We start from the raw sequence: 12,922 nt of genomic DNA on the forward strand, positions 1-12,922 counted from the left end.
AAAGCCCCGCCCACCCCGCGGACATCACTCCCGTCCCCCTCCTGGAGTCCCGATGCCGCAGTTCTCCACCCCCGGCCCCACCCACCGCCTGGTCCCCTCGCCAGCCGGGCGTGTCCACCTCGTGGAACAGGGCCGCGGCCCGCTGGTGGTGCTGGTGCACGGCTTCCCGGAGTCCTGGTACTCCTGGCGCCACCAGATGCCGGCGTCGGCCGCCGCCGGCTACCGCGCGGTGGCCGTCGACGTCCGGGGGTACGGCCGTACCTCCAAGCCCGCGGCCGTGGCGGAGAGCGCAGCGGCGCCGGAGGCGACGGCGGATCCTCCGGCGGCCACGGAGCCGGCGGCGACAGGGGCACTGACGCCGAGGGCGGCGGCGCCCTGGACGCCTCGCTCGCCTGGCCGGCCGACGCTGTCGAGGCGTTCCCCGAGACCCTGCCCGGCCTCCTCGGCTCGCACATCCTCGGCGGATGCGGCCACTTCGTCCAGCAGGAACGCCCCGAAGAGACGAACCTCCTCGACCGGCTCGGCGCCCTGCCCGGCTGCGCCTGAGCCCCGTTCCACCCAGACCCACCCACCCGCCGAAACCCGCCGTCCCTCCCCTCTGTTCGGCCCGCCGACCACACTCTCCTCACCTGCGCCAACCTCCAACTGCCCACCCCTGCCCGTGTGTCGCGCGCAAGAAATTCCTGTCCGAATCATTGACGCACCCCGGGCCCCTCCGTAACTTGTGCCAGCAAGCGCTTACTTGAAACGATTCATGATGGCGGCGACGACGCTGCGGGGAGGGCCCGACTGTGGGAACCAGCAGGAATCTTGAGAGGCGTACGATCCTGAGGGCAGCCGGGGCGTCGGCGGCCGCGCTCGGGCTGACCGCGGTGACCGGCTGCGGCAGCGGAAGTGGTTCCGGGGACGGGACGGTGACGATCCGTTACTCCTGGTGGGGTGCCGAGGAGCGGGCCAAGAAGATCAACCAGACCATCGCGCTCTTCGAGAAGAAGTACCCGAAGATCAAGGTCAAGACGGACTTCCAGACCTACGCCTCCTTCTGGGAGAAGTTCCAGACACAGGCCGCCGGCGGAAATCCCCCGGACGTTTTCCAGAACGCCGTCGGTTTTCTCCGGAAGTACGACAAGCGCGGAATTCTGCTGGACCTCAACTCCCAGGCGAAAGCAGGCAATCTGAGCCTGGATCACTTTCGGGACGGCGTCACGAAGGTCGGCGAGGTCGACGGCAAGCAGCTCGGCATTCCGGTCGGCTCCAACACCATGGCGCTCGTCATCGACAAGAAGGTCTTCCAGAAGGCGGGCGTCGAGCCGCACGCCGGCTGGACCTGGGAGGACTACTTCAAGGCGCTGAAGACGATCCACGACAAGACGAAGGTCCCCGGGGACACCGGCTACTTCACGATCATGTATCTCTACGACCTCTACCTCCGCCAGAACGGCAAAGCGTTCTTCACCAAGGACGGACTCGGTTTCGACCAGGCCGATCTGACGGAGTGGTGGACGGACGGCTACAACCGCGTGAAGGCCGGCATCGTCACCGACCCGAAGATCGTCGAGCAGGACAAGCCCAAGTCCTCGCTCTCCGCCGGACACGGAGCCTCCGAGTTCACCTGGGACAACTTCACCGTCCGCTACACGGCGGAGGGCAGCAGCACCTACGGCCTCGCACCGATCCCCACCACGGACGGCAAGCAGACCGGCCAGTACCTCGCCTCCCTGATGCTCAGCGCCTCCGCGCACACCTCGCATCCCAAGGAGGTCGCGCAGTTCATCGACTTCATGGTCCACGACCCCCAGGTCGGCACGATCATGGGCTACGACCGCGGCATCCTGGCGAGCACCGAACAGTACGAGGCGTTCAAGCCGACCGACCCGGTCAACAAGGAGATCGCGCAGTACGAGGCCGACACCGCCAAGGCGGGTGTCCTCGGCACGATCACCCCGCACCCCTCCGGTGCCGACACCATCGAGGCCGCCTTCCTGCGCATCGGCGGTGACCTCGGCCAGGGCAAGACGAAGGTCTCGGATGCGGTGAAGCAGTTCTTCACCGAGTCCGACGCCGCGTTCCAGGCCTGATGGGACCTGCCGTGACGCTCGTCAAGGACTCCTTGCCCGCTTCCCGCAAGACGCGCTCGGCCGCCTCCGCCACCACGGGGCGGCGGCCCGGCCGCCGGCGTGAGAACCTCGCCGGCTACCTCTTCATGTCCCCGTGGATCGCGGGCTTCCTGCTACTGACCGCGGGCCCGATGGTCGCCTCGCTGTACTTCGCGTTCACCGACTACAACCTCTTCAACGCCCCGAAGTGGGTCGGGCTCGACAACTTCACCAAGATGTTCCACGACCCCCGCTGGCAGAAGTCGGTGGAGGTCACGGCGAAGTACGTGATCATCGGCACCCCGCTGAAGCTGCTGCTCGCCCTCGGGGTGGCCCTCCTGCTCTCCCAGAGCCGCCGCGGCCAGGCCTTCTACCGGGCCGCCTTCTACGCCCCCTCGCTCATCGGCGCGAGCGTGTCCGTCGGCTTCGTCTGGCGGTCGCTGTTCTCCGACGGCGCGATCGTGGACCGTACCCAGTCCTTCTTCGGCTGGCACGTCGGCGGCTGGGTCGGCAACGCCGATTGGGTGCTGTACTGCCTGGTCGCCCTCACCGTCTGGCAGTTCGGCGCGCCCATGGTCATCTTCCTTGCGGGCCTGAAGCAGGTCCCGAGGGAGCTCTACGAGGCCGCGGAGATGGACGGCGCCGGGCCGCTGAGGAAGTTCTGGAGCATCACCCTCCCCATGATCTCCCCGGTGCTCTTCTTCAACGTGCTCCTGGAGACCATCCACTCCTTCCAGATCTTCGGCTCGGCCTACGTCGTCTCCAACACCTACTGCGGCCCGGCCGACGCCACGCTCGTCTACACCTGCTACCTGTACCAGCAGGGCTTCAAGAACGCCCAGATGGGCCTTGCCTCCGCCATGGCCTGGATGCTGCTGCTCGCCGTGGCCCTGGTGACGGCCGTCCTCTTCTGGTCCCAGAAGAAGTGGGTGCACTACGAGGAGGACGCCCGATGAGCTCCCCCAATCTCTCGGCTTCGCTCGAGCCGGGGGCACCCCCATCCACCAGCAAGCCCCTCGGCGGCGGACTGTCCCGCAAACGCACCGGCTCCCTCGCCTGGCACCTCGGCGCCCTGCTGATCCTGGCGGTCATCCTCTACCCGGTCGTCTGGGTGATCGGCGCCTCCTTCAAGCCCAGCAAGGACATCATCAACAGCCTCACGCTGTTCCCCTCCCACCCGATCCTGAGCAACTTCAAGGGCCTCGCCGACGGCATCGCGGACATTCAGATCTGGACGTTCTTCCAGAACTCGCTCTTCTACGCCGGCGGTGCCGTCGTCGGCGTGCTCATCTCCTGCTCGCTGACCGCGTACGCCTTCGCCCGCATCCGGTTCGCCGGCCGCAACGTGCTGTTCTCGCTGATGATCGGCACGCTGCTGCTGCCGTACCACGTGCTGCTGATCCCGCAGTACGTGATGTTCCAGAAGCTGGGCTGGGTCAACACCTACGTCCCGCTGCTGATCGGCAAGTATCTGGCCACGGAGGCCTTCTTCGTCTTCCTCATGGTGCAGTTCATGCGGAACCTGCCCAAGGAACTCGACGAGGCCGCCCGCCTCGACGGCTGCGGGCATCTGCGCATCTACTGGTCGATCGTGCTGCCGCTGTCCCGGCCCGCGCTCATCACCAGCGCGATCTTCACCTTCATCAACGCCTGGAACGACTTCATGGGCCCGCTGATCTACCTCAACGAGCCCGGCAAGTACACGGTCTCCCTGGGCCTGATGATGTTCCGCGACTCCGACGGCGTGGCCGCCAACTACGGCGGGATGATCGCGATGTCCCTGGTCGCGCTGCTGCCCGTGCTGCTGTTCTTCCTCGCCTTCCAGCGGTATCTGATCGACGGGATGGCGACCTCCGGACTGAAGGGGTGAGGCGCGCCATGGCCCAGGCTCGGGTGAAGCCGCGCCGGGAGTCCGTCTTCGCGGAGCGGTTCGCCGTCTTCGCCGAGTGCCTGCTGACCGGCGTGTGGATCGCGGTGGCCTCCCTGGGGGTCGTCACCTACCCGGCCGCCTTCGCCGCGGGCGCCCGGCATCTGCGCCGGCGCACCGGCCACCAGGGCGGCGGCCTGCGGGAGTTCGCCGCCGACTTCCGGGCCGCCCTGCGCGGCGGCTGGGTGGTCGGGCTCGCCGGCTGGGTGGCCGCGGCCCTGGCCTGGCTGGACGTCCAGGCCGTACGGGCCGGGCTGCCCGGCGGGCCGCTGGTGGGGGCCGTAGGACTGTTCGCGCTCATCGGGGTCGCGGTCGCCGGGCTGCGCGCGGCGGCCGTCTGGGCGCCGGGCACCCCCTGGCGCGGCCTCCTCGCCGACGCCGGCCGGCGTACGGTCCTCGACCCGGCCGGATCCTTCCTGCTCGTCGGCGGAGCGGTCCTCACCTGCTGTTCCGCCCTGCTCATCGCCCCGCTGGCGGTGCCCGTGCTCGGGGCCGTCACGGCGGCTGCCGTCGCCGTGGAGGAGCGGTACCGGCGTCGCTGACCCGCCTCACGGCCGGCGCCCCGGGCGCCGCGCCTCTCTCTGTCATGCCCCTGACCAGCACATCTATGGAAGGAAGGCCATGTCTCCCATCCCCCGCAGGTCCCTCCTCAAGGCGGCCGCCGTCGCCGGAGCAGCCGCGCAGTTCAGCTGGGCGCTGGGGGCCAAGGACGCCGAGGCCGCGCCGCGAGCCGCGGCCGGCGACGCCGACCCCGTGACCCTGGACTGGCTGGAGGACGGCGGCCTCGGCGCCGCGCCCGGCTCCACCGTCGGCGTGCCCTGGCCCATGGGCGCCTACCAGGAGGACCAGACCTTCGCGCTCACGGACGCAGCCGGCAAGGACGTCCCCGTCCAGACCTGGCCCCTCGCCTACTGGCCCGACGGATCCCTCAAGTGGACCGCCCATGCGGTGAGTTCGGGCGACGGCAAGCTCACGCTCACCGCCGGGACGCCCGCCGCACCCGACAAGAAGGTCACCGTCGACCGGAGCGGCGGCACCATCGACGTCTCCACCGGCGTCATCTCCGCGAAGATCGGCAAGAACGGCTCCACGATCGTCAAGTCCGTCACCCGCGGCTCCACCGAGATCGCCCGCGACGGCCGGCTCGTCCTCATCCGGCAGCCCGAGGTCGAGGACGAGGACCAGGGCACGGTGAAGACCGAGCGCTTCGACGGCGCCATCGACTCCGTCACCGTCGAACAGGACGGCCCGGTCCGCGCCGTCGTCCGCATCGACGGCAAGCACCGCAAGGGCGACCGGAGCTGGCTGCCGTTCTCCCTCCGGCTGTACTTCTACGCCGGCGCCGACTCCTTCCGCATGGTGCACACCATCACCTACGACGGCACCCAGGAGCCCGGCAAGGCCTCCGGCGACTTCATCCGCGGGCTCGGCGTCCGGTTCAGCGTGCCGATGCGCGACGCGGCGTACGACCGGCACATCCGCCTCGGCGGCGAGGGCACCGGCCTGCTCCGCGAGGCCGTCCAGGGCATCACCGGACTGCGCCGTGACCCGGGCGCCGCCGTACAGGCGGCCCAGTACGCGGGCCAGAAGCTGCCCGACCCGTCCACCTGGGACCAGCGGGTGACAACCCGGCTGCAGTACATCCCGCACTGGGGCGACTACACCCTCGCCCAGCTCTCCGCCGACGGCTTCACCCTCCGCAAGCGCACCAAGCAGGGCTACGGCTGGATCGCCGCCGGCGGCGGCAAGCGGGCCTCCGGCTTCGGCTACGTCGGCGGCGTGAGCGGCGGACTCTCCTTCGGCCTCAGGGACTTCTGGGAGAAGTTCCCCGCCCAGCTCGACATCCGCGACGCCCACACCGACGAGGCCACCGTCACCCTCTGGCTCTGGTCCCCCGAGGCCCAGCCCATGGACCTGCGCTTCTACCACGACGGCATGGGCCAGGACACCTACGCCAAGCAGCTCGAAGGTCTCAACATCACCTACGAGGACTACGAGCCCGAGTTCGGCACCCCCTACGGCATCTCCCGCACCTCCGAACTCCTCTTCTGGGCCAACGACGCCACCCCGGAAGCCGACACCCTCGCCCGGCAGGTCGCGGCCGTACGCGTGCTGCCCCAGCTCGCCGCCCCACCCAAGCAGCTCATCAAGGCCAAGGTCTTCGGCCCCGGCCTGTTCTCCGAACCGGACCGCTCCACCGCCGCCAAGGCCAAGATCGAGGACCACCTCGACTTCCTCTTCACCTACTACAAGGACCAGGTGGAGCAACGCCGTTGGTACGGCTTCTGGGACTACGGCGACTTCATGCACACCTACGACACCGTGCGCCACCAGTGGCGGTACGACGTCGGCGGCTACGCCTGGGACAACTCCGAGCTCTCGCCCGACCTGTGGCTCTGGTACGCGTACCTCAGAAGCGGCCGCTCCGACCTGTTCCGCTTCGCCGAGGCGCTCACCCGGCACACCGGCGAGGTCGACGTCTACCACCTCGGCAAATGGGCGGGCCTCGGCACCCGGCACGGCGTGCAGCACTTCGGCGACAGCGCCAAGCAGCAGCGCATCGCCAACACCACCTACCGCCGCTTCTACTACTTCCTCACCGGCGACGAACGCGTCGGCGACCTCATGCACGCCAACGTCGACTCCGACGAGACCTTCCTCGTCCTCGACCCCCAGCGCAAGGTCCGCACCGCCCCCTACACCCCCGACCGGCACGCCCTGTCCATCGGCTTCGGCACGGACTGGAGCGGCCTGGTCTCGGCCTGGCTCACCGAGTGGGAGCGCAAGGGCCCCAAGTGGGAGAAGGCCAAGGCGCGCGTGCTGTCCACGATGCAGGGCATCGCCGCCCAGCCCAACGGCTTCGTCCAGGGCAGCGGGCTGTACGACCTCGACACCGGCAAGTTCGCCGTCGCCGCCACACCGGTCGTCTCGGTGTCCCACCTCTCGGCCGTCTTCGGTCTCAACGAGCTGTGCGCCGAGCTGATCTACCTGGTCGACATGCCCGACTTCAAGAAGGTCTACCTGGACTACTGCCGCTACTTCAACGCCACCAAGGCCGAACAGAAGGCCCGCTACGGCTCCGACTTCGGCACCCTGCTGCTCTTCCAGGGCCACTCGCGCCTCGACGCCTACGCCGCCGTACAGACCGGTGACGCGACGCTCGCCAAGCGGGCCTGGACCAAGTTCTACGGCTCCGACGGCTACACCGAGTCCTCGCCGTGGAAGACGGAGAAGCTGACCGGACCGGTCGCCCTGGTCGAGGGCAGCGAGGCGGCCTGGGTGTCCAGCAACGACACCGCGCTCTACGGCCTCGCGGCCATCGAGAACCTGGCCCTGCTCGGCGACAGGATGCCGTAGCCGGATCGGTTCTGGGGAGCGCCGTCGCACGGGCGGCGGCGCTCGCCTCCCGAGTGTGGCCCGCGCCACGGCCCGGCGCATGAGTACACGTACTCAGATCGCCGCCCCGGGCCGGGCAGACTCCCGCCATGGACTGGAACCGCTACCGCTTCCTCAGCCTGTGGTCCCTGCCCGCCCCGCCGGCGGCCGTGTACGCCGTACTGGAGCGGCCCGAGGACTATCCCCGCTGGTGGCCGCAGGTACGGGCGGTGACCCGGCTGGACGACTCCACCGGCGTGATCACCATCCGCTCCGTGCTGCCGTACGCCATGAGCTTCACCGCGCGCGAGACCCGTCACGACCCGGACGCCGGGGTCCTGGAGATCACCATGTCCGGCGACATCGAGGGCTGGGCCCGCTGGACGCTCACCGCCGACGGCTCGGGCACTCTCGCGCGATACGACCAGGTGGTGCACGTGAACAAGCCCCTGCTCCGGTGGCTGGCCGTGCCGGGGCGGCCGGTCTTCCGCGCCAACCACCGCCTGATGATGCGGTCCGGGCGGCGGGGACTGATGAGGCATCTCGAAGCGGTTTGAAGGATCGGCGCCTCGACCTGTATTGTTCAGTGCGTTCCCGGGCGATTAGCTCAGTGGGAGAGCGCTTCGTTCACACCGAAGAGGTCACTGGTTCGAACCCAGTATCGCCCACCCGGAGAGGGCCGGTCCGCAGCAGCGGACCGGCCTTTCGCGTGCTGTACGTGCTCATGCCGCCGCCGGCAGCTCCGGCCTGAGCGGCCAGTCCGTGCTGACGATCTCCTCCGAGCCGCTGCGCGCGAACCACGCCTGCAGGCCGCGGGCCTGTGCCGCGTGCCAGTCGGTCTGGAGCGTGTGCAACTCGGCGGGGGAGAGGCGCTCCAGCCGGGTCGCGAAACGGCGGCCCACCGCCCGTACGACCTCCAGAGCGGCCAGCGCGTCAGCCGCCGCGTCATGCGCGTCCTGCAGCTCCACGCCGTAGTGCGCGCACAGGTCGGTCAGCGTGCGGCGGCCCTTGCGGTACCGGTCCAGGTGCTTGTCCAGCACGCGCGGGTCCAGCACCCTGAGCGGCACCGACTCGAACCAGCGGTCCAGCGAGGACGCCCGGTGTCGACGCAACTCCCGGTCCAGCAGCGTCAGATCGAACGGCGCGTTCATCACCACCAGCGGGCGGCCCATCGCCGCGTGCTCCGCCAGCTGCTCGGCTATCTCGTACATCACCGGCGCCGGCCAGCGGCCGTTGTGCTGGAGGTGCTCCTCCGTCAGCCCGTGCACCTCCGTCGCCGCCTCGGGCACCGGCACCCCCGGGTTCACCAGCCACCGGCAGATCCGGGGCCGGGTGCCCGGGGCGTCCTGGACGACGACTGCGGCCGACACGATCCGGTCGGTCTCGACGTCCACACCCGTCGTCTCCGTGTCGAAGGCCGCGAGCGGCCCCTCGTACCAGCTCGTCATCCGAACCCAACTCCTCGTTCACCCACCGCAGATGACGTTCCGTCTTCTGCCCGTTTGGTGATACCCGGGCCGTTTGCGCCGTACGCCGGGAGGAGACAACAGGAGTACGGGTCTTTGCAGTTCAGCGGCCCGCAGCGGGGACACTCATTGCCTGGAAGGCTGTTGGTCATGGCCATAGCGCAGCCCGAGCGGGGCGGGCTGCTGCCCGATCGCCCGGGCACCGTCCGCGGCACGCTCGCCACCACCGCCTGCATGGAGACACTGCAGGTCGGCTATCTGCACGCGGTCGCCGCCGCGGCGGGCTGCTCGCTGTCCCAGCCCTTTCCGGACAACGGCATCGACTGGCACGTCAGCCACAGCGCGCCCGGACACACCGTCGACGACGAGGTCACCATCAAGGTGCAGCTGAAGTGCACCTACCAGATCGCGCCGAACCCCCCGGGCCGCTCCTTCTCCTTCACCCTCGACAACGACCATCTGCGCAAGCTCGCCCGCACACCCGTCTCGGTGCACAAGATCCTGGTCGTCATGCTCGTCCCGCGCTCCCAGGACGACTGGCTGCGCGCCAGCCACGACCGGCTCGACCTGAGGCACTGCTGCTACTGGGTGAACCTCGCCGGCCACCCGGTCACCGGCCGGCACCGGACCACCGTGCGGATCCCGACCTCGCGCATCTTCGACGACCGGGCGCTGTGCGAGATCATGACGCGGGTCGGGACGGGAGGCAGGCCATGAGGAGCCGTCCGTACGAGGAGCTGCCCCGCCAGGTCCGGCCCCATCCCGACGATCCCGCCTGGCAGCAGCCCCCCGACCCCGCCCGGGTCGACCCCGCCGTGTTCGGCGCCCTGCTGCACCGGCACGGCTGGCAGCGCCGCGGCGGAGCCCCGGGACGCTACGGCCGCTGGACCCCGCCGGGACCGGGCGGCGGCGGGACCAGCCTGCTGGTGCCGGAGAGCCGCGCCTTTCCCGACAGCGACGACCTGCTGGGCGAGGCCCTCGACGCCCTCGCCCGCAGCGAGACCCCCGACGCGCGCGAGGTGCTGATCTCCCTCGCCGTGCCCAGCGACGAGATCCGCTGGTGGCGGGACACCCCGGGCGGACCCGTCGGCGCCGCGCCCTGGAGCGTGGACGAGCAGCTGCGCGGCGCCGCACGGCAGATGCTCCTCGCCGCCGCGCTCGCCACCCGCGCGCGTGCCGGCTACCACGGCGCCCGCCACCGCCGGGCGGCAGCGGAGCTGCTGGAGGACGTCCTCGTCGGCCCCGCCGTCGAGGGCCGCACCCTCACCGCCTTCGCTCCCGTGCCCACCGGCCGCCCCCTCGCCGTCCGCCTCCACCAGGCCCTCTTCGCCGCCCGCGAGGCCATCGACTACCAGCGGGCCACCGGCGGCATGGACGCGTTCGACAGCGCGGTCGAGGCCGGGGTCAGCCGCGAGCTGACCGAGGCGCTGGCCGCGTTCGTCCACGGCACCGAAGGCGCCCGGATCGCCGTCGCCTGGGCCCCGGGCGCCGGCGTCCCCGAGGGCTGCGCGGCCTCCGCCGAACCCGTCGAGTTCTCCCCGGGCGACCTGCCCGCGCTGCGCGAGGCCGCGGCCCGCTATCTGCGCGAGGAACCCTCCGTGCCGGTCCGGATCACCGGCGCCGTGGTCCGCATGCGCCGCTCCGGGCCCGGCGGCGCGGGCACCGTACGGCTGCGCGTCCTCGCCGGTGCCGAGGTCCCGCACGTCCGCGTCACCCTGGACGAGGAGGACTACCGCATCGCCGGCCACGCCCATCTCGTCGGACTCCCGGTGCGCGTGCACGGCCGGCTGGAGCGCCGGGGCGGTTTCCGCCGGCTCACCGGCGCCTCCGGGGTCGTACCCGTACACGTCGACGAGGCGGAGCGGGACCGGCTGATGAAGGCACTGCAGGAGCCCGCCGGGAAAGGTGCCTTCTTCGAGGAGGCCTGCGGGGAAGCGTACGGGGACGGGGACTGAGGGTGACCGTTTCGCGGTCGGTGCCGTCGGGTCGGTACGATCGCCTGTGCGCGCGCTCCTGGTATGGCGCCGCACCCCACCTTCAGTCAGGAGAGACCGGTGTCAGACGTCCGTGTGATCATCCAACGCGATTCCGAGCGGGAAGAACGCGTGGTGACGACGGGCACTACGGCCGCCGACCTCTTCGCGGGCGAGCGCTCGATCATCGCCGCGCGTGTCGGGGGCGACCTGAAGGACCTCGCCTACGAGGTCAAGGACGGCGAGACCGTCGAGGGTGTCGAGATCTCCTCCGAGGACGGCCTCAACATCCTGCGCCACTCCACCGCGCACGTCATGGCGCAGGCCGTGCAGGAGATCTTCCCCGAGGCCAAGCTGGGCATCGGCCCGCCCGTCAAGGACGGCTTCTACTACGACTTCGACGTCGAGAAGCCGTTCACGCCCGAGGATCTCAAGGCCATCGAGAAGAAGATGCAGGAGATCCAGAAGCGGGGGCAGAAGTTCTCCCGCCGTGTCGTCACCGACGAGGCCGCCCGTGAGGAGCTGGCCTCCGAGCCGTACAAGCTGGAGCTGATCGGCCTCAAGGGCTCGGCGTCGCACGACGACGGCGCGGACGTCGAGGTCGGCGCCGGCGAGCTGACGATCTACGACAACCTGGACGCCAAGACCGGCGAGCTGTGCTGGAAGGACCTGTGCCGCGGTCCGCACCTGCCCTCGACCCGGCTGATCCCGGCGTTCAAGCTGATGCGCAACGCGGCCGCCTACTGGCGCGGCAGCGAGAAGAACCCGATGCTCCAGCGCATCTACGGCACCGCCTGGCCCTCCAAGGACGAGCTGAAGGCGCACCTGGACTTCCTCGCCGAGGCCGAGAAGCGCGACCACCGCAAGCTCGGCACCGAGCTGGACCTCTTCTCCATCCCGGAGCAGATCGGCTCCGGCCTCGCCGTCTTCCACCCCAAGGGCGGCATCATCCGCCGCGTGATGGAGGACTACTCGCGCCGCCGCCACGAGGAAGAGGGCTACGAGTTCGTCTACACCCCGCACGCGACGAAGGGGAAGCTCTTCGAGACGTCCGGGCACCTGGACTGGTACGCCGAGGGCATGTACCCGCCCATGCAGCTCGACGAGGGCGTGGACTACTACCTCAAGCCCATGAACTGCCCGATGCACAACCTGATCTTCGACGCGCGTGGCCGCTCCTACCGCGAACTGCCGCTGCGCCTCTTCGAGTTCGGGACCGTGTACCGGTACGAGAAGTCGGGCGTCGTGCACGGCCTGACCCGTGCCCGCGGCTTCACGCAGGACGACGCGCACATCTACTGCACCCGTGAGCAGATGTCCGAGGAACTGGACAAGACGCTCACCTTCGTCCTCGGCCTGCTGCGCGACTACGGCCTCACCGACTTCTACCTGGAGCTGTCCACCAAGGACCCGGAGAAGTTCGTCGGCTCCGACGAGGTCTGGGAAGAGGCGACCGAGACCCTGCGCCAGGTCGCCGAGAAGCAGGGCCTGCCCCTCGTCCCCGACCCGGGCGGCGCCGCGTTCTACGGTCCGAAGATCTCCGTCCAGGCCAAGGACGCGATCGGCCGGACCTGGCAGATGTCGACCATCCAGCTCGACTTCAACCTGCCCGAGCGCTTCAACCTGGAGTACACCGGCCCCGACGGCTCGAAGCAGCGCCCGGTGATGATCCACCGCGCCCTGTTCGGCTCGATCGAGCGCTTCTTCGCGGTGCTCCTGGAGCACTACGCGGGTGCCTTCCCGGCGTGGCTGGCGCCGGTCCAGGCGCTCGGCATCCCGATCGGCGACGCGCACGTGGAGTACCTGGAGAAGTTCGCGGCGGCGGCCCGGAAGAAGGGGCTGCGCGTCGAGGTGGACTCCTCCTCGGACCGGATGCAGAAGAAGATCCGCAACGCCCAGAAGCAGAAGGTGCCCTTCATGGTCATCGCGGGCGACGAGGACATGTCGGGCGGCTCCGTCTCCTTCCGCTACCGTGACGGCTCCCAGGAGAACGGCATCCCGTTCGACGAGGCCATCGCCAAGATCGCGCAGGTCGTGGAGGAGCGGGCGCAGGTCTGATCCGGCCCCCTGTTCCGTACGAAGGCC

Annotated in this window: 11 protein-coding genes, 1 tRNA gene and 1 pseudogene; 11 read left to right on the forward strand and 2 right to left on the reverse strand. The window is 69.9% G+C overall.

Going from position 1 to position 12,922, the window contains the following annotated elements; translation table 11 throughout:
* Nucleotides 1-52: 52 nt before the first annotated feature.
* A pseudogene (locus O1G22_RS44950) lies at nucleotides 53-278 on the forward strand (alpha/beta fold hydrolase); the annotation flags it as partial.
* Here O1G22_RS44950 and O1G22_RS44955 read toward each other — a convergent pair.
* Nucleotides 220-558, reverse strand: coding sequence for a hypothetical protein (locus tag O1G22_RS44955; protein ID WP_428986432.1), 339 nt, complete (start codon nucleotides 556-558; stop codon nucleotides 220-222). The pseudogene O1G22_RS44950 and the gene O1G22_RS44955 overlap by 59 nt on opposite strands.
* A 233-nt stretch (nucleotides 559-791) precedes the next feature.
* On the opposite strand from O1G22_RS44955, the gene O1G22_RS34085 reads away from it, so the two are divergent.
* From O1G22_RS34085 to O1G22_RS34115, 7 genes are all read left to right on the forward strand, one after another.
* Nucleotides 792-2,078 carry an ABC transporter substrate-binding protein gene (locus tag O1G22_RS34085; RefSeq protein WP_270084820.1) on the forward strand — a complete coding sequence of 429 codons (1,287 nt, stop codon included), beginning with the start codon at nucleotides 792-794 and terminating at the stop codon, nucleotides 2,076-2,078.
* 11 nt (nucleotides 2,079-2,089) lie between these two features.
* Nucleotides 2,090-3,052, forward strand: coding sequence for a carbohydrate ABC transporter permease (locus O1G22_RS34090; protein ID WP_270084821.1), 963 nt, complete (start codon nucleotides 2,090-2,092; stop codon nucleotides 3,050-3,052).
* Nucleotides 3,049-3,966, forward strand: a complete 918-nt coding sequence (locus O1G22_RS34095; RefSeq protein ID WP_270084822.1) for a carbohydrate ABC transporter permease — start codon at nucleotides 3,049-3,051, stop codon at nucleotides 3,964-3,966. Before O1G22_RS34090 ends, O1G22_RS34095 begins: the two co-directional genes overlap by 4 nt.
* An 8-nt stretch (nucleotides 3,967-3,974) precedes the next feature.
* Nucleotides 3,975-4,565, forward strand: coding sequence for a hypothetical protein (locus O1G22_RS34100; protein WP_270084823.1), 591 nt, complete (start codon nucleotides 3,975-3,977; stop codon nucleotides 4,563-4,565).
* 79 nt (nucleotides 4,566-4,644) lie between these two features.
* Nucleotides 4,645-7,380 (forward strand): exo-rhamnogalacturonan lyase family protein, encoded by a 2,736-nt coding sequence (locus tag O1G22_RS34105; protein ID WP_270084824.1) that lies wholly within the window; start codon nucleotides 4,645-4,647, stop codon nucleotides 7,378-7,380.
* A 128-nt stretch (nucleotides 7,381-7,508) separates the two neighbouring features.
* A complete protein-coding gene (locus O1G22_RS34110) occupies nucleotides 7,509-7,955 on the forward strand; it encodes an SRPBCC family protein (RefSeq protein ID WP_270084825.1) in 447 nt (148 codons plus the stop codon).
* A 39-nt stretch (nucleotides 7,956-7,994) separates the two neighbouring features.
* Nucleotides 7,995-8,066: transfer RNA gene (locus O1G22_RS34115), tRNA-Val, on the forward strand.
* 54 nt (nucleotides 8,067-8,120) lie between these two features.
* Here the strand turns inward: O1G22_RS34115 and O1G22_RS34120 are convergent.
* A complete protein-coding gene (locus tag O1G22_RS34120; protein ID WP_270084826.1) occupies nucleotides 8,121-8,846 on the reverse strand; it encodes a 3'-5' exonuclease in 726 nt (241 codons plus the stop codon).
* Between the two features lie 168 nt (nucleotides 8,847-9,014).
* On the opposite strand from O1G22_RS34120, the gene O1G22_RS34125 reads away from it, so the two are divergent.
* From O1G22_RS34125 to thrS, 3 genes are all read left to right on the forward strand, one after another.
* Nucleotides 9,015-9,581, forward strand: coding sequence for a DUF4365 domain-containing protein (locus tag O1G22_RS34125; protein WP_225098177.1), 567 nt, complete (start codon nucleotides 9,015-9,017; stop codon nucleotides 9,579-9,581).
* The gene (locus O1G22_RS34130; RefSeq protein ID WP_270084827.1) at nucleotides 9,578-10,819 is read left to right on the forward strand and encodes a hypothetical protein; all 1,242 of its coding nucleotides are present in this window, start codon (nucleotides 9,578-9,580) and stop codon (nucleotides 10,817-10,819) included. The genes O1G22_RS34125 and O1G22_RS34130 overlap by 4 nt, the downstream gene beginning before the upstream one ends.
* A gap of 99 nt (nucleotides 10,820-10,918) precedes the next feature.
* Nucleotides 10,919-12,895, forward strand: a complete 1,977-nt coding sequence (gene thrS, locus O1G22_RS34135; protein ID WP_270084828.1) for a threonine--tRNA ligase — start codon at nucleotides 10,919-10,921, stop codon at nucleotides 12,893-12,895.
* Nucleotides 12,896-12,922: the final 27 nt, after the last annotated feature.

The sequence above is a fragment of the Streptomyces camelliae genome (genome assembly GCF_027625935.1).
GTDB classification, from domain to species: domain Bacteria; phylum Actinomycetota; class Actinomycetes; order Streptomycetales; family Streptomycetaceae; genus Streptomyces; species Streptomyces camelliae.